The organism is Providencia sp. PROV197 (assembly GCF_028479625.1).
In the GTDB taxonomy this organism is placed as follows: domain Bacteria; phylum Pseudomonadota; class Gammaproteobacteria; order Enterobacterales; family Enterobacteriaceae; genus Providencia; species Providencia vermicola.
This window is the reverse complement of sequence record NZ_JAMPNZ010000018.1, coordinates 1-21,137: the sequence shown is the minus strand read 5'-3', so window position 1 is coordinate 21,137 and position 21,137 is coordinate 1. Positions and strand designations below refer to the sequence as shown.

The window sequence follows — 21,137 nt, the reverse complement described above, 5'->3', positions numbered from 1 at the left end:
ATTTAACATTATGATAATAAATAAAGGCATATTGCCCTAGTGAAACTTATCTTATAATAAAATAATTCAGATAATGACGAGTGCCCTTAAGCACCTATTTTTCGAGGTTTTATATTTCGAAATACGCGCTATCTACTAGTAAAGCCAATAATTACTGATAAACTTGCAATCACAAAAAAGTCTATACATATAATATGGCAATAAAATCGATTTACTCGGCCTTCCTCTAACGACAATTTTGAATAAAAGCGATGACATCACAACCTGCTTATAAGCAAATTCAGTCTTACATTTTACGCAGTATTGATTTGGGTATTTTTAAACCCGAAACACAAATTCCCACAGAGCTTGAGCTATGTGCGCAGTTTAATGTCAGCCGTATGACAGTAAACAAAGCCATTTCTGAATTAAGCCAAAAAGGGATTTTAAACCGAATTGCAGGTAAAGGTACTTTTGTTGCGACACAAAAGCATGAGCTTCCAGTGACAAAAGCATTTGATATCTTTGATGAAATATCCCTAAGCGGCAAGAAGTATAGTGGGCATCAACTGCAATTAAAAGTCATCCCTGCATCTGCAGAAATTGCGCTACAACTCGGAATTAGTGAAGGAAGTGAGGTCGGTTATTGTAAAGTACTACATTTTGAAAATGATATCCCTCTCATGTTGGAAGAACGCTACGTTAACCACGCAATCGTTCCTGAATTTGTTAAGCAAAAATATGGGGATACAGAAACACCAAGTGGCTATTTACAACGCCATTTTCCTGTAAGTGAAATGGAACACACCATAGAAGCGGCATTAGCCACAAAATCCATCGCTCAATCATTATCGATTAAAGAAAATTCACCTTGCCTGCAACTTAGGCGTCGAACTTGGACTGGAAATACACTGATTAGCTACGTCAATATGGTCACAGCAGGTTCTCGTTACAAATTAAAATTGCATTCGCGTATTGAGAATTAATGCAAAGATAAAAAAATGGGGCAAAATTGCCCCAAAGCGACTGATAAATATAAAAAAGACATCAAGCACATCTGCATCACAACAAATTTGTTTTCACATCCCCTGATATATTGGCCCTTCCCCACCTTGCGGTGCAGTCCAAGTAATATTTTGCTGCGGGTCTTTAATATCGCAAGCCTTACAATGCAGGCAATTTTGCGCATTAATCTGTAACTTCTCTTGGTGTTGCTCGCCAATAATTTCATAGACCCCAGCAGGACAATAACGCGTTTCTGGCGCGGCATATTTCTCTAAATTGACTCGAATCGGTACATTTGTATCTACCAGTTTAAGATGGCAAGGCTGATCTTCTTCATGGTTAGTATTCGATAAAAATACAGAAGAGGGTCGGTCAAAGGTCAGTTTTCCATCAGGCTTAGGGTAAGTGATTGGCTTGAAGTTTTTAGCTTCTTTCAATCTTTCGTGATCCGCCTGTTTAATCTTTAATGTCCATGGGCTACGGCCTTTTAACAATAATTGCTCTACACCAAATAACATTGAGCCCATCACTAATCCATTTTTCATATAAGGTTTGAAGTTACGAGTCTGGTAAAGCTCTTGATATAACCAGCTCTGCTCAAATCTTTGGCGATATTCAAGAGTAAATTGAGTAAAATCAATCGACTGATTTTTAAAGCACGCTAAAAAAGCGTCTGCAGCCAATGATCCACTTTTTACTGCACAATGTGTTCCTTTAATTCTGGCCCCATTGAGAAATCCAGCATCATCACCGATTAATGCGCCCCCAGGAAAACTCAATTCAGGGAGTGCGGATAATCCCCCAGCAACCATCGTTCGCGCACCGTAACTGAGCCTTTCCCCACCAGATAAAAAAGTGCTAAAGGCGGGGTGTGTTTTTAAGCGTTGAAACTCTTCATATGGAGATAAATACGGGTTTTCATAATTCAGACCAACAACTAACCCTATCGCAACTAAATTCTCACCGTAGTGGTAGGCAAACCCACCGCCGTAAGTGTGGTTATCTAACGGCCAACCAACAGAGTGAATAACTAACCCTGCTTGATGCTGATCTTTCGGGATCTGCCAGATTTCTTTAATCCCTAAACCATAGCTTTGTTTGCTGCTATTTGAATCCAAATTAAAATGATTTATCAACTGCTTACCTAATTGACCACGACACCCTTCGGCAAAAAATGTCATTTTAGCCAGCAAGTTCATTCCAGGTTGGTACATCGCCGTTGGGTTACCCGATTTATCTAACCCCATATCACCCGTTGTCACACCAATGACTTGGCCTGCATCATCAAAAAGTACCTGTGTTGCAGCAAAACCAGAAAAAACGTCAACACCCAAAGCCTCGGCTTCAACAGCTAAAGCCGCACTCACTTGCCCTAGACTACCAATTAAGTTTCCTTTATTTTTTAAACAATTAGGCAATAGTGGTAACGGTAATTGGCTTGAGCTATTTTCTTTTAGCCATAAAAAGCTGTCCTGACTGACGGAGGTTAGCGGCGTCGAAATTTTATCTTGCCAATCAGGTAATAATTCATTTAATGCACGAGGATCTATCACTGCACCTGACAGAATATGGGCACCTATTTCTGCACCTTTATCAATCAAACATACTGACAGTTCAGTGCCTTGCTCAGCAGCAACCTGCTTTAAACGGATCGCCGCTGATAATCCCGCAGGCCCCCCACCGACAATCAGGACATCAAATTCCATCGATTCCCGCTCAGGAGCCTCGCTTACATTTTCTCTATTGTCGATAGCCATATGCACCTCTTACGCAAGCGCTTTATCAAGTTCAGGTAAGATTTCAAACAGATCACCAACAATACCGTAATCTGCTACTTGGAAGATTGGCGCTTCTGGATCGCTATTTATGGCAACGATCACTTTGCTCTCTTTCATCCCTGCAATATGTTGAATTGCACCAGAAATCCCAACGGCAATGTATAACTCTGGTGCGACAATTTTTCCTGTCTGCCCCACCTGATAATCATTAGGTACATACCCCGCATCTACCGCTGCACGGGATGCGCCGACAGCAGCACCCAATTTATCTGCGATGGTTTCTAATAACGCAAAGTTTTCACCCGAACTTAACCCCCTCCCTCCCGAAATCACGACTTTCGCTGAGCTCAATTCTGCGCGACTAACTTGTGTGAGTGACTGGCTTTTCAATTGAGCTCGTTGAATAAGTTTATTTGGGGTGATGTGTTCAATTTCTGCGCTATGTTGTGCTTCACATACGCCGCTAAATGCCGAACTGCGTACAGTGATCACCACCTGCTGCCCATTATTCTGTACTGTTGCCAACGCATTCCCTGCATAAATAGGTCGAATAAAATTTTGGTCATCAATAACTTGTGTGATGTCAGAAATTTGTGCGATACCTAATTTTGCGGCAACACGTGGGGCGATATTTTTACCAAAGGTTGTCGCAGGAAACAGTAAATGGCTATAATTTTGTGCAACAGAAACAATCGCACTGGTCATAGGTTCCGCCAGTTGGTCTTTCAAAGCATCTGATTGAATCGTTAATACTTTATTCACCCCCTTTAAGCCCGCTGCTTGTTCCACCACGTTTTCAGTGTTGTCGCCCACAACAAGTAAATGCAATTGTCCACCCACAGATAGAATATCCAGTGCAGCCGTAATACTATGAAAAGTTGATGATTTTATTGTCTGGTTATCATGCTCAACAATAACTAAAACTGATGATTGGCTCATTGTCATTCCCCTTGGTTAAATCACTTCTTTTGCTTGTAAGGTGCTCACTAATGCCGCTGCATCATTGAGTAAAGTACATTGCCCTGCCCGTTTTTTCGGCTCAGACACCTTGATAGTTTTGGTTTGCCCCAAAGGAGAGAAGTTCATATTCGAAATATCGATGATATCTAACGGCTTTTTCTTTGCTTTCATGATGTTCGGCAAAGTTGCATAACGGGGTTCGTTGAGACGTAAATCGGTTGTCACAACCGCAGGGAGCGCCATCTCCAGTGTTTCCAGACCACCATCAATCTCACGAGTGACTTGCAATGCGTTGCCTTCAACAACAATTTGTGATGCAAATGTCGCTTGCCCACAGTCTAATAATGCTGACAACATTTGCCCTGTTTGGTTACAGTCATCATCAATCGCTTGTTTGCCTAATAAAATTAAATCGGGTTGCTCATTTGCCACCACTTGCTGTAATAGACGCGCAATATCGAGTGATTCTAAAACTAACTCCGTTGGGCGTTGAATTAAAATGGCACGGTCTGCCCCAATCGCCATCGCACTACGCAAAGTTTCTTGATAGCTAATATCCCCAATAGAAACGGCAACAACTTCAGTCGCTTTGCCTGCTTCTTTTAAGCGTACAGCCTCCTCAACCGCAATTTCATCAAAGGGGTTCATCGCCATTTTGACGTTAGTGAGCTCAACCCCCGAGCCATCGGCTTTTACGCGTACTTTAACGTTATGGTCAATCACTCGCTTCACTGCGACTAAAATTTTCATAGCAACTCCTATCCCAATTCTATTAACGATTGGCTTTTATAAAGGTGGTTTGAATCGTTTTTAGGTTGAAAGAAGCCCTAGCAGTGAAAATTTCACTGCTATTGGCTAGTTCAATGTGTTCTTTTATTAATTAAATCAAATGATGTATTTGGTTACTGAGTGATTGGTAATATCAGCCTATCTGCCACTGACATTGGCCATATTTTAATCGCGATATAATAAATAATACTGGTCGCAACTAAGCCCACAATCCATGAAACATCGACGCCACCAAGGTGTTCAACTAATGGGCCAGTATAGAAACCTGTTGAAATAAAGGGTAATTGGATCAATACGCCAATGATGTAAGTGAAGATACCCACTTTATTCCAGCGGCCATAGCGACCATTTGGGTTTGCCAGTTCAGGGACATCGTAACGACCTTTGGTCACCCAATAGTAATCAACAAGATTGATTGCGCTCCATGGTGTAAAGAAGGCGAGTAAAAACAGTAAGAAAGCGGAGAATAATTTTAAGAACGAGTGTTGGCCTGCTAATCCTAATAAGGTTGAAAAGCTCACCATTAATATAATAAAGAACAATCGCTGCCCTCTCGTAATGGTGTTTTTCCCTCTAAACCCACAAACAATTGCCGCCATCGACATAAAGCTACCGTATGCATTTAACGCCGTGATGGTCACTTTCCCAAAGAAAATTGTGATATATAACAGTGCAGCAATGAGGCCTGTACTTCCCAATCCCACAATGTAGGAAACTTCGTTGCCTGCAAATTTATTCCCCGCTAAGGCCGCTGCAAACACCCCTAAAATCATTGACGCTTGAGTACCAATGACCGTCCCTGAACCCACCGCCAGAAAGGCTTTAATAGTTGGTGTTTTAGTTGGTAAATAACGCGAGTAGTCAGCAACATAAGGGCCAAAAGCAATTTGCCAAGATGCCGAAAGTGACATCGCTAGCAAGAAATGTGTCCAATCAAAATGGCGATTTTCCATTAATATGGATACATCATTCATGTAAAACAGACGGAAGAATAGATAAAAGAATGCAATGACACCAACAACGCTCGCGACCTTACCTAAAATATGAATGATACGATAACCACAGATAGTGATCCCGATAATCACCGCACCAAAAATTAAGATCCCAACCCAATCCGTCACATGAAGCAGCTGCCCAACCGCTTGGCCTGCTAATACCGTTCCACTGGCAGAGAACCCAACATACATCATACAAACCAATAAGATAGGAATAACCGCACCATAAACACCAAATTGTACACGGCTTGAAATCATTTGAGGTAGTCCCAGTTTAGGCCCTTGCACCGCATGCAATGCCATCACAGCTCCACCTAATAATTGACCAATAAATAATCCAATTAATGACCAAAATACATCGCCCCCAAGCACAACAGCGAGCGCCCCTGTAACGATAGCGGTAATTTGTAAGTTAGCACCAAACCAAAGTGTAAACTGGCTAGATAAGGTGCCATGGCGTTCAGATTCAGGAATGTAATCGATGGAACGCGCTTCAATAAGCGGGACATTGTCCTGCCGACCTTTTTGCCCTGTTGCGATGTCGTTTGAAACTGTCATGGTAACTCCTCTTTAAGCAGGCTGGCTTAAAGAATGAACCAATTAACTGTAATGAATTCGTAAAAACTGTGATGGTGAGTACAGTGATTACACATTACATTGGGTGATGTTTTATCTGTTATCCACCCATAATCAATAATTGAAATACATTCTTAAACCTGATTGTTGTTGTGTTTTTAATTCCATGATCCTGTTGTCAGGTAGTGCTTCCTATGTTGCTTGACTCGCGAGTAGCCGCCTGTCCCGTCTACCCGCTTCTGGTAAAAATAATGATTTCAATAAATTACACTGCATCCAATACAGCACGCGAAATAATAATTTTTTGAACTTCGGATGTGCCTTCAAAGATACGCAAAATACGTGCATCACGAACATACCGCTCAAGGGGTAAATCACGAATATACCCATATCCCCCATGAAGTTGCAGCGCAGCATCAGTGACAAACCCCGCACACTCCGCCGCAAACAGTTTTGCTGTCGCCGATTGCAAACTAAAACGCTCACCTGAATCACGCAGCTCTGCAGCACGCCAAGTCAACATACGAGCGGCTTCAAGCTGTGTATGCATATCCGCAAGACGCCATTGTGTTCCTTGGTAAGCTGCTAGTGGTTTTTTGCCAATTTGGCGCTCTTTCACCCAGCCCAGCGTGCTTTCCATAGCCGCACGGGCAATGCCCAGTGACGTTGCCGCGACTTCAACACGGCCTTTGTCTAAGACTTCCATTGCAGTATGGAAGCCTTTATTTTCTTCACCGAGTAAGGCAGATTCAGGTAGCCAGCAATTCAGTGCTAGCTCGTAAATTGTACTGCCGCGTAACCCCATGGTTTTTTCTGGCTGAGAAAATGCCACCCCTTCAGTGCCTTTTGGGATCATAAATGCACTAATGCCGCGAGCCCCTGCCTCAACATCTGTTTTGGCATATAACACAATAAAATCCGCTTCTTTGGCGTTAGTAATATAGTGCTTATTCCCGCGAATACGCCAGCCACCATTTTCACGCGTTGCAATAGTACGCATATCTGCAGGGTTCGAACCCGCAGCGGGTTCAGTTAAACCAAAAGCGCCCAGTAACTCACCTGAAGCGGCTTTCGGTAACCAATACGCTTTTTGTTCTTCGGTTCCACCGATCAAAATAGAGTCAGTGGCTAAAAAATGAGCGGTTAAAGAGGATGATGTAGAGGCACAAGCTGCCGCGACCGCTTCAACAATCATACTCATCGCAATACTACCAAGGCCGAAACCGCCATATTGCTCAGGCAGGTTAATTCCCCATGCCCCCATTTCACCTAATGCCGTTAAACTTTCTGCACAAAATGTTTCCGTTTCATCGTAACGCTGTGCGTTGGGCTGCAAAATCTCGCGGCACACTTTTTCAATTGCATCCACAATGGCTTGTTCTGTTTCATTAATTTCAAAACTCATTGCACGGCCTCCCTATTTTTGCTTGTTGTTTTTGCCGATTTATACAGTGCATTTGCTTCCCCCAAGATAGGGGCTCTTCGTGTTGAATGAGGCTTTTTACCATTAAAAAAAACGGGCTGAGAAATCAATGGAGTACCACCATCATTTAGGTGTGTGAGAACCTGCCGAACTTGAGCATGCTCGCTTTGTGTCGCTTGCTGTAGATTATGAATAGGCGAGGCGGGAACCCCTGCATTTAGCAGTAAATCACACACTTCATCTACCGTTTTTTGCGCAGTCCACCCCTCAATTTCCCCCCTTAACTCCCCATGATGGCGTGTACGGCTTGGGTCATCTTGAAAGCGTGAGTCTTGGCATAAATGCATTTTTCCCATACATTCACAAAAACGTTGGAACAGTTTTTCACTCGCAATGGCTATCACCACTAAACCATCTTTGGCATGGTAAGTATCAAATGGTGTGGATACAGGGTGACGATTACCCACTAAACTCGGTGCTTTATCATGTGCAAATAGGTTAGAAAGTCCCGTTAGTTGCATGCTGAGCAAAACATCCACCATCGCAACATCGATATATTGCGCCGCTTCGTTATGGCGCTCTCTGGCAAATAACGCACTGCTAATCGCCCAAGATGCAAACATCCCCGCGCACACATCACCAATAGATTCACCACTGCGCGTTGGGCCAGTTTCAGGAAAACCTGTCACGCTCATCAGCCCTGACATGGCTTGTGCCACAATGTCGTAAGCAGGGTAACTTGCTAATGGGCTATTTTGCCCAAAACCGGAAATGCTTGCGTAAATCAGTGCTGGGTTGTGCTGCTTTAAACTGTCAAAATCAATACCAAGGCGTTTAGTCACACCAGGGCGGAAGTTTTCAACCACCACATCACTTTCTTTAACCAGCTGAAATAAAATGGCGCGATCTTCCTCTGCTTTGAGATCCAGCTCGATGCTGCGCTTCCCTCTATTGATCAAGCCGTAATAAACACTTTCACCTTCAATAAAAGGCCCTAAGTGGCGGCTGTCATCCCCATGATCTGGCACTTCAATTTTGATCACTTCTGCACCGAGATCAGCCATCATTCCCGTGCAATAAGGCCCTGCTAAAACACGGCTTAAATCAATCACTTTGATCCCAGCCAGTGGCCCTTGTCTTTTCTGAGTTGACGCAGCATTCATACTGAATTCCTTATTTTCCAGAAAGTTGCCGACCTAAGCCGGCAAACGACATCACTTCACCATTGGCAAATTCAAACCTTGCTCTTTCGCACAATTAATGGCGATGTCATACCCTGCATCCGCATGGCGCATCACGCCTGTCGCAGGGTCATTGTGCAGAACGCGCGCTAAGCGTTTATCCGCAGCATCAGTGCCATCACAGACAATCACAACACCCGAGTGTTGAGAGAAGCCCATGCCAACGCCGCCACCGTGGTGCAAGCTCACCCATGTCGCTCCACCCGCGGTATTTAGTAGCGCATTCAGTAATGGCCAGTCGGAAACTGCATCAGAGCCGTCTTTCATCGATTCCGTTTCGCGATGAGGGCTAGCAACCGAGCCTGAATCTAAGTGATCACGGCCAATCACGATAGGGCCTTTTAGTTCGCCACTTTTCACCATCTCATTGAAAGCACGTCCTAATCTTTCACGGTCTTTTAAGCCAACCCAACAAATACGCGCAGGTAGGCCTTGGAAAGCAATTCGCTCACGCGCCATGTCTAGCCAGTTATGTAGATGCTTATCGTCAGGCAGTAATTCTTTGACCTTTTGGTCTGTTTTGTAGATATCTTCAGGATCGCCAGACAAGGCCACCCAACGGAATGGGCCGATGCCTTCACAAAATAGAGGGCGGATATAAGCAGGAACAAAGCCTGGGAAATCAAAGGCATTTGCCACTCCTTCATCTTTTGCCATTTGGCGAATGTTATTACCGTAATCAAACGCTGCTGATCCACGTTTTTGCATGGTTAACATCGCATCCACTTGCACGGCCATGCTTTTTTTCGCAGCGCTGGTCACTTCGGCTGGTGCAGTCTCTTGTTTTTCACGCCATTGGCTTAATGTCCAACCTTGCGGTAAATAGCCGTGTACAGGGTCGTGAGCACTGGTTTGGTCTGTGACTGAGTCAGGTGTAATATTGCGTTTCACTAATTCGCTATACACATCCGCAGCATTGCCTAATAGGCCAACAGAAACAGGCTTGCCAGAAACTTTGGCTTCTTCAATGTATTGCAGCGCTTCATCAAGGGAAGTCGCTTTTTTATCGACATAGCGTGTTCTTAAACGGAAATCGATACGGCTTTCATCACATTCGACAGCAATCATGCTAAACCCAGCCATCGTGGCCGCTAATGGCTGTGCACCGCCCATCCCACCTAATCCACCAGTTAGGATCCAACGCCCTGCTGTCTTACCGTTAAAATGTTGTTTTGCTAGTGAAACAAAGGTTTCATAAGTACCTTGGACGATCCCTTGGGAACCTATGTAAATCCACGATCCTGCCGTCATTTGGCCGTACATCATCAAGCCTTTGCGGTCTAACTCATTGAAGTGATCCCAATTTGCCCAGTGTGGCACGATATTGGAGTTAGCAATCAGAACGCGAGGCGCATCAGCGTGGGTTGGGAATACACCAACAGGTTTACCTGACTGGACTAACAGCGTTTGGTCGTCATCCAGTGTTTTTAGCACCTCTAAAATTTTGTCGTAACACTCCCAATCACGGGCTGCACGACCAATGCCACCATACACCACAAGACTTTGCGGGTGTTCAGCCACTTCAGGGTCGAGGTTGTTTTGAAGCATGCGGTAAACGGCTTCAGTCAACCAACTTTTGCAGATTTTTTCGCTGCCACGGGGTGCGCGGATCACACGTGTTGAGTCAGTACGGTTTAACATGGTTGTATCCCCTATCATCCATTTTTTAATTAACGCTAAATTAACAACTTTTGGTGATAATAATCTGTGAGGTACTTTGTTAGTGACTGTACACTTTTATTTTAAGTCAATTAATCAATTGAAAATCAATTGATTAATGATTCACCAACTTGCTCAAAGCTATTTATTCACTGAAGCTATTTCTCTTGCGTTTAAATATATATACATTTACTTCACAAAGTATATACATTTAATTTTGAAATTTTATACGAAGAGTGGAGGTCTGAAGGAAAGGGGAGTTATACAACAATAAGTAGCTCTCTGTTTCTATAGGAAAAGTTGTATATACATTTAATTTTATGTATAGAAACAAGCAAATAATGGATTTGCGAGTCGCTTCACAGAACCTTGTAACAATGTATAGAGACCAAATTTACACCGCCGCCCAAAATGCAGTACATAAAAAACAAAAACGGGCTACCTGCATCAACAAGCAACCCGTGTAATCAAAAAAAGTGAATGATGACTTAATTTTCTAACTTACTGCCATTTTCTAAATCATTCGCGTTGTGGCTAGGCGGCAAGTGAAGCTAAGCCCTATGAACACACACAAGTATGTGACTAGGGTTAGCGAATGAAGCCAACACCGCCACAGCACGAAGGGAGACGAAAATTTAATTTTCTAAATCATTCGCGTTGTGGCTAGGCGGCAAGTGAAGCTAAGCCCTAGGAACATACACAAGTATGTGACTAGGGTTAGTGAACGAAGCCAACACCGCCACAGCGCGAAGGATGACGAAAATTTTAGCCACCGAGATAAGCGCTGCGCACTGCCTCATTAGCCAATAACGCTTTCCCGCTATCTTCTAGCACTATGTGCCCATTTTCCAATACATACCCACGATCAGCGAGTTTTAGGGCTTGATTCGCATTTTGCTCCACGAGGAAAATTGTCATTCCCTCTTCCCGCAGCTGCTGGATAGTGTCAAATATCTGCATAATGATGATTGGCGCTAGTCCCAATGAAGGCTCATCCAGTAGCAATAATTCAGGTTGGCTCATCAATGCTCGTCCGATTGCCAACATCTGCTGCTCCCCACCAGACATCGTCCCTGAACGCTGAGTACGACGCTCATATAACCTAGGAAACAGCTTATACACTCGCTCAATGCGTTCTAGATATTGTTGGCGCGTGGCAAAAAAGCCGCCCATCGCAAGGTTTTCTTCCACTGTCATACGGGAAAAAACTCGTCGCCCTTCTGGCACAAGTGCAATATCTTCACGCATTATTTTTGAGGTCGGTAACTGAGTAATATCCACATCACGATACAATACTTGCCCTTCAGAGGCCCTTGGATCACCGCAAAGCGTGCTTAAAAGCGTGGTTTTACCCGCCCCATTTGCCCCAATCAGGGTGACAATCTCACCCTTTTGGATATTTAAGCTAATCTCATGTAATGCTTGAATTTTTCCATAATGAGCAGAAACTTTTTTAAATTCTAACATCAGTAAGCTTCCCCCAAATAGGCTTTAATAACATCAGGATGCTGGCGTATTTCACTCGGTGTGCCATTCGCCAATGGTGTGCCCTGATTGACGACGTAAATGCGATCTGAAATTCCCATGACCAGCTTCATATCATGTTCAATTAATAAAATTGAAACATTATGATGAGTCCGTAATTCGGCAATTAAATCATCCAAGTCATTGGTTTCTTTTGGGTTAAGCCCTGCTGCGGGTTCATCTAACATTAAAATTTCAGGGCGTGTCACCATACAGCGTGCAATTTCTAACCGACGTTGCTGGCCATAAGCTAAGTTACCCGCTTGCCGATTGGCAAATGGTAGTAAATCCACACGTTCTAACCACTTAACTGCATTGTCTAAAGCCTCAGACTCTGCGCGGCGAAACGCTGGCGTTTTCAAAAGCCCTGAAAAAATACCACTTTTTAAATGCTGATGCTGCGCGACCAACAGGTTTTCGATGACTGTCATTTCCTTAAATAACCGCACATGTTGGAATGTGCGGATCACACCAAGACGCGCAATAGCTTGCCCTGTTAGACCTTCGAGATGCTTTTCTCGATACAAAATCGTTCCACTAGTTGGCTTATAAAACCCCGTTAAACAATTGAAAATGGTTGTTTTCCCTGCACCATTTGGCCCAATCAGAGAAACAATTTCCCCTTGATTAAGGGTAAGCTCAACATTATTCACAGCAAGTAGACCACCGAAGCGCATGGTTAACCCGCTGACTTGTAATAAAGGCGTGGTTAATTGGCTCATACCCCCTCCCCTTCAGGTATTTTTTTCACCTGAACTTGACGGCGTTTCATCGGCAATAAGCCTTGCGGTCGCCAAATCATCATTAACACCATCAATGCACCCAGCAGTAACATGCTGTATTGGTTGAGGTCACGCATCATTTCCCTTGATACAACTAAGATAATCGCCGCTAAAATAACAGAGGTTTGTGAGCCCATTCCCCCCAGTACCACGATGGCTAAAACAAACGCGGACTCAACAAATGTAAATGATTCAGGGCTAATAAACCCTTGCCTTGCGGCAAATAACGTTCCCGCAAACCCCGCAAATGCGGCACTGATAGTGAATGCAGTGAGTTTGATACGCGTCGGGCTTAAGCCAAGTGAACGACATGCAATTTCATCTTCACGCAGAGCTTCCCAAGCGCGGCCTAATGGCATCCGCAGTAATCGATTGATCACAAATAGGGTTAAAACCACCAGCAATAAAGCGACAAAATAAAGGAAAATGATCCGATCGCCTGGATTGTAATCTAACCCAAAAAAGTTATGGAAAGTATCCCAGCCATCTTTTGCTGTTCGGCTAAATTCGAGGCCAAAAAACGTCGGTTTTGGCAATTGGCTGATCCCATTCGGACCTCCCGTAATCTCCGTATTATTCAGTAATAAAATACGGACAATTTCCCCAAAACCCAACGTTACGATGGCGAGGTAATCTCCCCTTAACCTTAGAACTGGAAAGCCCAGTAAAAAACCAGCCAATGCGGCTGTTAGCCCTGCTATTGGTAAGCTTTCCCAGAAACCAAAGCCATAATAATGGTTTAACAAACCAAAGGTATAAGCGCCAATCGCATAAAAGCCAGCATAACCTAAAACCAATAAGCCCGATAAGCCCACAACCACGTTTAACCCCAACCCTAACATCACATAAATAAGGGTTAAGGTGGCGATATCAACGCTTCCACGTGAAACAATAAATGGCCAAATGATAGCTGCGATAATGATAACAACAGCAAGAATTTTTTGCTTAGTCGTCGAGCCGTCAAAATCAGGGATCGACCACGCTTTTTTAGGTACACCTTGCCAAACCTTGCTTAAGGTTGGGCGAACCAATTGATAAACAAAAATGATCGCAATCCCAGCGATGATCCAGTTCCAACGAACAGAATCCCCCACGGTTACCACCAATTTCGTACCATCCAGCGCAAGCTGTAAGCCCATCATAAATAAGGCTAAAACAAAGAAGGTTGCCGATGCCACAATGGCATTAATCCAATTTTCTTTTCTCATACCTTTTCGACCTCCGGACGTCCCAGAATGCCGGTCGGCATGATTAACAGAACACCAATTAATAAACCAAATGACACAACATCCTTGTATTCAGTACTTAAATAAGCAGAAGTCATCGCCTCTGCAACTCCGAGGATCAAGCCACCTAACATAGCACCTGGAATACTGCCGATCCCACCTAATACTGCAGCAGTAAAAGCTTTCATTCCTGCCATAAAGCCAATGTAAGGATTGATCACACCATAAAATTGCCCCAATAAAACCCCTGCTACAGCAGCCATTGCAGCACCGATCACAAAGGTTAGTGAGATAACACGGTCAGTATTGATCCCCAATAAACTGGCCATTTTGAGATCTTCAGCACAAGCACGGCAAGCACGCCCCATTTTCGAATAGCGAATAAAAAGGGTTAATGCCAACATGGCAAGGAGCGTAACCACCCAAATAGTGAGCTGCATTTTTGTCACGGTTGCTTCAAAACCATCGCTTTCCCCTAATACCCACTGGCCTGTAATTAAGCTAGGTAATGCAAGATCGCGGGAGCCTTGAGACAAGCTGACATAGTTTTGCAAGAAGATTGACATTCCGATCGCTGAGATTAATGCGATCAGGCGTTTAGAATGGCGCACTGGCCGATAAGCAACTCGCTCGATGCTCCAACCATACGCACTGGAAACGATGATCGCCGCAATAAAGGCGGCTGCTACGAGGATCCAACCAACATCAATCCCTAGCATCATCAAGCCTGCAATCACGATAAAAGAGACGTAGCTCCCAATCATATACACTTCACCGTGGGCGAAGTTAATCATCCCAATGATGCCATACACCATCGTATAACCAATAGCGATCAACGCATAGGTGCTGCCAAGGGTTAATCCATTAAGAAATTGCTGAATAAAATAAAGAATTTGATCTGACATAAGACTTTCCTTTCGAACTGCTTGTCCTGAATAGAGAACAGAAGCCGGAAGCGAGTCAACTCACTTCCGGTTATTGTTCACTACGTTGGAACACTACTGGGTACTATTTTATAGGAGTGGAAGTCCCATCTTTGTGCCATTCAAACACACCAAATTCGAACCCTTTCAGGTCACCATTTGGTTGCCAGCTCAGTGTACCCATCACGGTATCTACTGGATTTGCTTTCAGATCTTTGACTAAGTCTTCAGGTTCAATGCTCCCTGTACGTTCCATTGCAGTGGTTAAACCTTGGATTGCCGCATAAGTTGTCCACACAAATGGCCCCGTTGGGTCTTCTTTTTTCGCTTTGATGGCATCAACAATTGGTTGGTTAGTTGCGACTTGGTCATAACGTTTTGGCAATGTCACTAACATCCCTTCAGATGCATCACCTGCAATGTTAGACAGCGAAGAGTTACCCACACCTTCAGGCCCCATAAAGCGAATATTCAGGCCTGCCTGTTTTGCTTGGCGTAAAATTTGCCCCATTTCTGGGTAGTAACCACCAAAGTAAACAAAGTCCACGTTCTCTTTTTTCAGCTTCGCGACTAAGGCAGAAAAATCTTTGTCTCCAGCCGTGACACCTTCAAACATCACTTCTTTCGTCCCTGCTTTATTGAGGCTTTCACGAACAGAACGCGCTAAACCTTCACCATATTGTTGTTTATCATGAACAACAGCGATACGTGACGGCTTAATTTCTTCAAGAATATATTTCGCTGCCGTAGGGCCTTGGTCAGAGTCCAAACCCGTTGTACGCAGCACCATTTGGTAACCACGTGTCGTTAAATCCGCATTGGTTGCCGCAGGCGTGATCATGATAATGCCTTCATCTTCATAGATATCCGATGCAGGTTGTGTGGAAGAGGAGCACAAATGACCAATAACATGGCGAATTCCGTCATTGATAACTTTGTTTGCAACCGCAACCGCTTGTTTCGGATCACATGCATCATCGTATTCAACGGCAACTAATGTGTTGCCATTGATCCCACCCTTTGCATTAATATCTGCAATCGCTTGGCGAGCACCTGTAAACTCCATATCACCATATTGTGCGACAGGGCCAGACATCGCGCCCACAACTGCTATTTTAATTTCCTTCGCCCATCCTGCTGAGCTGAACGCCATTGCGATGCAGCCCGCTAATAATGCTTTATTTATATTCTTCATTTTATCGTCCCCGTCTTCATGGTTCTGAGTGTTTGTGTTTGATTTATAATCGTTTATTATGGTTGACAGGTACAATGCCTGATATTTCAAAATACAGCGAATAAGGCTATATATTTCATGGTATTAAACAAGATAATTATGCTAAATAGCAAATGGATATGGTAGGTTATTACATTAGATGCAGAATAAAAAACTGATGTGTTTAAGTAGGTTTTTTGTAAATACTAGTGTTATATTCTAGTTAAATTTAAATTAATCCGAGTGAAACTCGGAAAATGCAGTCTGACAAAATTTTTCTCTCTAAAATCAAAAAATCGGTTACAGATCACTCTGGCAGGACGAGTAGCTGCAACCCTTGCAGGGAAACAGATAAAACATCATGAGACTCACTATTATCCCTTTGGTCAATCCTACTGAGCAGCAGTACCAAGACTTGGATAAAATCTGGCCAGACCAGAAGATTGATAAATGTGTACAACCGTTCGGTGAAATGCACTTAATTTATGCAGCCCGCTTTAATGATAGATTACTTGCCGCAGCAAAAGTCACCATCGACCAAAAACAAGGCATTATTGATGATTTTTGCGTGCGAGAAGTCACTCGTAGGCGCGGTGTTGGCCTTTATTTATTACAAGAAATACACCGAGCACACCCAGAAGTCATGGTATGGCAATTTAAGTTTAATCAGTTAGATGAAAAACAAGTTCAAGTCATGCATGCATTTTTAACCACTTGTGGATTTCACGCCACTTCACAGACTGGTGTATGGAAACTCATCGTAGGCCATTTAAATGAAATTAAATAAAATTCACCATATTGCGATTATTGCTTCCCACTATGAAGTCAGTAAAGATTTTTACTGCCGCATTTTAGGGCTGAATTTACTTAGTGAACATTATCGCCCTCACAATGACTCATGGAAGGCCGATTTAGCATTTGGTGAGCTCTATCAAATTGAATTATTTGGCTTTTCAAACCCACCAGCAAGGCCTAGTTACCCTGAAGCCGCAGGGCTTCGCCATTTGGCTTTTAGCGTTGATAAGTTAGATGAGTGGATTGCCTATTTAACAAAACAAGGCATTACATGTGAAGCGGTGAGGACCGATCCCTATACACAAAAACGATTTACGTTTTTTGCTGACCCTGATGGCCTGCCATTAGAGTTGTATAGTGATGAATAAATATGAAGTCTGCTGCAGTTAGCTGTATAATTTATTGATATGAGCATCTGCATTTATTCCCTCTTAGAGGCAATAAATGCAGATAACTTTAGGTGAAATGAACTACATTTCGTCGTCGTTTTCTTCCATCGCTAAACGCAATTTTTTCATTGCGTTTTTTTCCAACTGACGAACACGTTCCGCAGAAACACCGTATTTATCGGCTAATTCCTGTAATGTGGTTTTGTTGTCGTCATCTAACCAACGAGCACGAATGATATCTTGGCTGCGCTCATCTAATGAGTCTAGCGCATCCGCTAAACGATCAGTTGCATGGCTTTCCCAGTTATCATCTTCAATTGAGCCAGCAAAGTCAGATGATTTATCCTGTAAAAATAATACAGGCGCAACAGGGCCTCCGAAATCAGCACTGTCGTCGTCATCTGACATATCAAATGCCATGTCTTGCGCCGCCATGCGTGATTCCATTTCGCGGACATCTTTGGTACTCACACCAAGCTCTTGGGCGACCATATCGACTTCGTCTTGATTAAACCAACCAAGACGCTTCTTATTTTTTCTTAAGTTAAAAAATAATTTACGCTGCGATTTTGTAGTGGCAACTTTAACAATTCGCCAATTACGCAAAACATATTCATGAATTTCCGCTTTGATCCAATGCACGGCAAAGGAAACGAGGCGCACTCCCACTTCAGGGTTAAAACGGCGCACGGCTTTCATCAGGCCGATATTACCCTCCTGAATTAAGTCCGCTTGCGGTAAACCATAACCTGCATAACTACGAGCAACGTGAATAACAAAGCGCAAATGCGATAAGATCAGTTGCTTTGCAGCATCCAGATCGCCGTTATAATGCAGCCGTTCAGCAAGTTCCTTTTCTTCCTCAGCGGTCAGCATTGGGTAAGCATTAGCAGCTCGAACATAGGCTTCAATACTTCCTTGCGGAACAAGCGTTAATGATTGCATGTCTTTGGTCATTCAGATCCTCTATAAATATTAGGAATGAAATTTATTCGATGTTGATAACCATCATATAGGTTAACAATGAAAAAACGATATGCTGTAAACAAGTAGATAGTCTACCAGTTTCACCGCATTAAATAAATTATATACAAGAATTGTTAACGGTGGGTCAATATAGGACAAAACAATTCAGACTAAGTTCATTCTTAAAGTCAATATCTAATATAATCAAGGGCTAGGGTAATATAACCACCAATAGCCCTTACTGAAAATGACAAGAAAACAAACGGTTACTCAGGTGTAAAATGACGTAAATGTTGTAATGTGGCTAACCATGCCGCAATCCACCCCACCATCGCTGACAATAAAAGGATTAATAGGGATTCTTCCCAAAGTAACCCCTCAATATGAAATTGTGTGCCAAACACACTCGCGACTTGTGCCACACCACTACCTAGTTGCCAAACCAATAAGAAGGTCATGATCAGCGAAATAATCGCCCCCACACCACCGAGCACAATGCCGCCGTTTAAGAATGGCCGCATAATAAAACCATCTGTCGCACCAATTAATTTCATTACATTAATGGTGTCTCGCCTTGCGAAGATATTGAGACGAACACTATTACCTATCACTAAGAACAAAGACACAATCATGAGAAGACCAATGACTGAAGCTATTTTGCCCACCAGGCTCGTCAAGGCAGCAAGCCGCGCAAACCAGCTATCGTCCATACGTACTTCTTCGATACCATCAACTTGGCCGACTCTATCCCTTAATGTCGTTAAGACATCCGACCCTTCAAAATCAATTTTGGGTGTGATGATAGCCACAGCTGGTAATGGGTTTTCTTCTAGCATATCTAATGCGGTACTAAAGCCTGACCAACTGCGAAACTCGCTCATGGCTTGATCCCGTGATAAATAATTCACATGATCAACGCCTTCAAGTGATTGCAGCTGCGTCACGACATTTTGCCCACCTTGTTCATCAAGGGATTTATCCAGATAAACCGTAAGTTGTGGCGTCGGATACCACTGTGCCGCAGCTTGAGATACGTTTTTCCAAACCACATAACATAAACTTGGCAAAGTTAATGAAATCGCAATCACCATGATGGTCAAAAAGGTTGCCAAAGGCTGTCTGAGCATATCTGCCAGTGCATTCAACCAAGAATAACGCCATTGTTCGCGCCATCCCCCTTTGAGTGCCTTGCTTTTTGATTGCATTGCACGTTCAGGCTTGGCTCTTCGAGCATTTTTAGCCATGTTGACCTCCAAGCATCCGACCTTCACTTAATGTCAGAACACGGTAGTTACGGCGCTCAATCAACGCAACATCATGGGTTGCCATCAAAACCGTCACTCCCACACGGTTAAACTCTTCAAACAACCGCATAATCCCTTCCGATAATTCACCATCAAGGTTACCCGTTGGCTCATCTGCCAAGAGCATTGTCGGCTTATTAACCACTGCGCGAGCAATGCCCACACGCTGTTGCTCACCACCAGATAATTGAATTGGAAAGTTTTTTGCTTTGTCTAATAAGCCCACTTTATCCAATGCCGCAGAAACACGTCGACGAATATCTTCCGTGCTTGCACCAGAGATAATTAGTGGCATCGCAACGTTGTCATACACTGTACGGTCAAATAGCAGGTGATGATCTTGAAAAATCATTCCAATCTGCCGACGCAGAAAAGGGATCTCCCGATTTTTCAATCGACTAATATCATGACCATTAAACAGAATATGACCCGCACTTGGGCGCTCTATGCCGCAAATGAGTTTGAGTAACGTACTTTTACCTGCGCCTGAGTGGCCTGTTAGAAATGCCATCTCCCCGGGTTGTAGATGAAAATCAACCCCTTGGAGAGCTTGGCGGCCACCGCGATAAGCTTTACTAACGTGTTCAAAGCGAATCATCGAAAATTATTCCTCTCGGGCAAATAGGGCCTCGATAAAGTCATCGGCTTTAAATGGACGTAAATCTTCAATCCCTTCACCGATACCAATATAACGAATTGGAATACCAAATTGATCGGCAATCGAGAAAATTACGCCACCTTTTGCTGTACCATCGAGCTTAGTCAATGTTATACCTGTCAGACCTACCGCTTCGTCAAAAAGTTTCGCCTGACTCACCGCATTTTGTCCTGTGCTCGCATCCAGCGTTAACATAATTTCATGCGGTGCGCTTTCATCCAGTTTTTTCATTACTCGGACGATTTTCTTTAATTCTTCCATCAGATGTGATTTATTTTGTAAGCGGCCCGCGGTATCCGCAATCAACACATCTACACCTTTGGCTTGGGCAGACTGAATAGCATCAAAAATAACAGACGCTGGATCTGCACCTGTGTGTTGCGCAACAACAGCGATTTTATTGCGTTCACCCCAAACTTGTAATTGCTCTACCGCAGCAGCACGGAATGTATCCCCCGCAGCCAACATCACGCTTTTGCCTTCAGATTGATATTGGCGAGCCAATTTACCAATCGTAGTGGTTTTACCGACACCATTAACCCCAACCATAAGAATAACATAGGGTTTTTTATCTTCGATCACGAGCGGTTTATCGACTTTCGCTAAAATATCAGACATTTCCTCACGCAATTTACCATACAGCGCTTCGGCATCTTTGAGATCTTTACGGCTTGCATGAGCCGTGAGGTTGTCGATAATTTTACGTGTTGTCTCAACGCCAACATCCGCAATTAGCAACTGTTCTTCTAATTCGTCAAATAAATCATCGTCAATTTTCTTACCCGTAAATAAGCTAAGAAAACCTGACCCCAGATTTTGACGAGTTTTTAATAACCCTTTCTTCAGCCTAGCAAAGAAACCCTCTTTTTTCGGTTTTTCTTGCTCTTTTGATAAACTATTTTTTTCCTCTTCCAAACGAAGACGTTCAGCTTCTGCTTCTTCTTCAGCTAAA

At 43.4% G+C, this 21,137-nt stretch carries 19 protein-coding genes; 3 read left to right on the top strand and 16 right to left on the bottom strand.

The genetic code is table 11. The annotated features are described in order from the left end of the window. Positions 1-251 precede the first annotated feature (251 nt). Positions 252-965: a UTRA domain-containing protein gene (locus tag PR808_RS09960; RefSeq protein WP_206083515.1), complete on the top strand. Its 714-nt coding sequence runs from the start codon at positions 252-254 to the stop codon at positions 963-965. 93 nt (positions 966-1,058) lie between these two features. On the opposite strand, the gene PR808_RS09955 is transcribed toward PR808_RS09960, so the two are convergent. From PR808_RS09955 to PR808_RS09900, 12 genes are all read right to left on the bottom strand, one after another. Beyond that, the gene (locus tag PR808_RS09955; RefSeq protein ID WP_272539215.1) at positions 1,059-2,741 is read right to left on the bottom strand and encodes an electron transfer flavoprotein-ubiquinone oxidoreductase; all 1,683 of its coding nucleotides are present in this window, start codon (positions 2,739-2,741) and stop codon (positions 1,059-1,061) included. Positions 2,742-2,750: 9 nt separating this feature from the next. Further along, positions 2,751-3,701: an electron transfer flavoprotein subunit alpha/FixB family protein gene (locus PR808_RS09950; protein ID WP_206083513.1), complete on the bottom strand. Its 951-nt coding sequence runs from the start codon at positions 3,699-3,701 to the stop codon at positions 2,751-2,753. 15 nt (positions 3,702-3,716) lie between these two features. Next, positions 3,717-4,472: an electron transfer flavoprotein subunit beta/FixA family protein gene (locus PR808_RS09945; protein ID WP_272539214.1), complete on the bottom strand. Its 756-nt coding sequence runs from the start codon at positions 4,470-4,472 to the stop codon at positions 3,717-3,719. A gap of 152 nt (positions 4,473-4,624) precedes the next feature. Next, positions 4,625-6,064 carry a purine-cytosine permease family protein gene (locus PR808_RS09940; protein WP_272539213.1) on the bottom strand — a complete coding sequence of 480 codons (1,440 nt, stop codon included), beginning with the start codon at positions 6,062-6,064 and terminating at the stop codon, positions 4,625-4,627. Between the two features lie 283 nt (positions 6,065-6,347). Next, positions 6,348-7,487 (bottom strand): acyl-CoA dehydrogenase family protein, encoded by a 1,140-nt coding sequence (locus PR808_RS09935; protein ID WP_272539212.1) that lies wholly within the window; start codon positions 7,485-7,487, stop codon positions 6,348-6,350. Next, positions 7,484-8,668 (bottom strand): CaiB/BaiF CoA transferase family protein, encoded by a 1,185-nt coding sequence (locus tag PR808_RS09930; RefSeq protein ID WP_272539211.1) that lies wholly within the window; start codon positions 8,666-8,668, stop codon positions 7,484-7,486. The genes PR808_RS09935 and PR808_RS09930 overlap by 4 nt, the downstream gene beginning before the upstream one ends. Positions 8,669-8,719: 51 nt before the next feature. Next, entirely contained in the window at positions 8,720-10,387 is a 1,668-nt protein-coding gene (hutU, locus tag PR808_RS09925; RefSeq protein ID WP_272539210.1) for a urocanate hydratase, read from the bottom strand. A gap of 783 nt (positions 10,388-11,170) precedes the next feature. Continuing rightward, positions 11,171-11,872, bottom strand: coding sequence for a high-affinity branched-chain amino acid ABC transporter ATP-binding protein LivF (livF, locus tag PR808_RS09920; protein ID WP_206083507.1), 702 nt, complete (start codon positions 11,870-11,872; stop codon positions 11,171-11,173). Next, positions 11,872-12,651: a high-affinity branched-chain amino acid ABC transporter ATP-binding protein LivG gene (gene livG, locus PR808_RS09915; protein ID WP_206083506.1), complete on the bottom strand. Its 780-nt coding sequence runs from the start codon at positions 12,649-12,651 to the stop codon at positions 11,872-11,874. The genes livF and livG overlap by 1 nt, the downstream gene beginning before the upstream one ends. Next, positions 12,648-13,919 (bottom strand): high-affinity branched-chain amino acid ABC transporter permease LivM, encoded by a 1,272-nt coding sequence (locus PR808_RS09910; RefSeq protein WP_206083505.1) that lies wholly within the window; start codon positions 13,917-13,919, stop codon positions 12,648-12,650. The genes livG and PR808_RS09910 overlap by 4 nt, the downstream gene beginning before the upstream one ends. Continuing rightward, entirely contained in the window at positions 13,916-14,842 is a 927-nt protein-coding gene (gene livH, locus PR808_RS09905; protein ID WP_206083504.1) for a high-affinity branched-chain amino acid ABC transporter permease LivH, read from the bottom strand. Before livH ends, PR808_RS09910 begins: the two co-directional genes overlap by 4 nt. Before the next feature lie 103 nt (positions 14,843-14,945). Beyond that, positions 14,946-16,055, bottom strand: a complete 1,110-nt coding sequence (locus PR808_RS09900; RefSeq protein ID WP_272539209.1) for a branched-chain amino acid ABC transporter substrate-binding protein — start codon at positions 16,053-16,055, stop codon at positions 14,946-14,948. A gap of 379 nt (positions 16,056-16,434) precedes the next feature. Between PR808_RS09900 and panM the strand changes: the two genes are divergently transcribed. Together panM and PR808_RS09890 are read left to right on the top strand one after the other, a co-directional pair. Then, entirely contained in the window at positions 16,435-16,860 is a 426-nt protein-coding gene (gene panM, locus PR808_RS09895) for an aspartate 1-decarboxylase autocleavage activator PanM (RefSeq protein WP_272539208.1), read from the top strand. Beyond that, positions 16,847-17,236, top strand: a complete 390-nt coding sequence (locus tag PR808_RS09890; protein ID WP_206083501.1) for a VOC family protein — start codon at positions 16,847-16,849, stop codon at positions 17,234-17,236. Before panM ends, PR808_RS09890 begins: the two co-directional genes overlap by 14 nt. Before the next feature lie 102 nt (positions 17,237-17,338). Here PR808_RS09890 and rpoH read toward each other — a convergent pair whose 3' ends face one another. The 4 genes from rpoH to ftsY form a co-directional block, all read right to left on the bottom strand. After that, complete coding sequence (rpoH, locus tag PR808_RS09885; protein ID WP_206083500.1) at positions 17,339-18,214, bottom strand: RNA polymerase sigma factor RpoH; 876 nt, start codon at positions 18,212-18,214, stop codon at positions 17,339-17,341. Positions 18,215-18,489: 275 nt separating this feature from the next. Next, entirely contained in the window at positions 18,490-19,467 is a 978-nt protein-coding gene (ftsX, locus tag PR808_RS09880) for a permease-like cell division protein FtsX (protein ID WP_272539207.1), read from the bottom strand. Continuing rightward, positions 19,460-20,125 carry a cell division ATP-binding protein FtsE gene (gene ftsE / locus PR808_RS09875; protein WP_206083498.1) on the bottom strand — a complete coding sequence of 222 codons (666 nt, stop codon included), beginning with the start codon at positions 20,123-20,125 and terminating at the stop codon, positions 19,460-19,462. The genes ftsX and ftsE overlap by 8 nt, the downstream gene beginning before the upstream one ends. A 6-nt stretch (positions 20,126-20,131) precedes the next feature. Continuing rightward, on the bottom strand, positions 20,132-21,137 hold a 1,006-nt coding region (gene ftsY / locus PR808_RS09870; protein WP_272539206.1), incomplete at its 5' end, for a signal recognition particle-docking protein FtsY.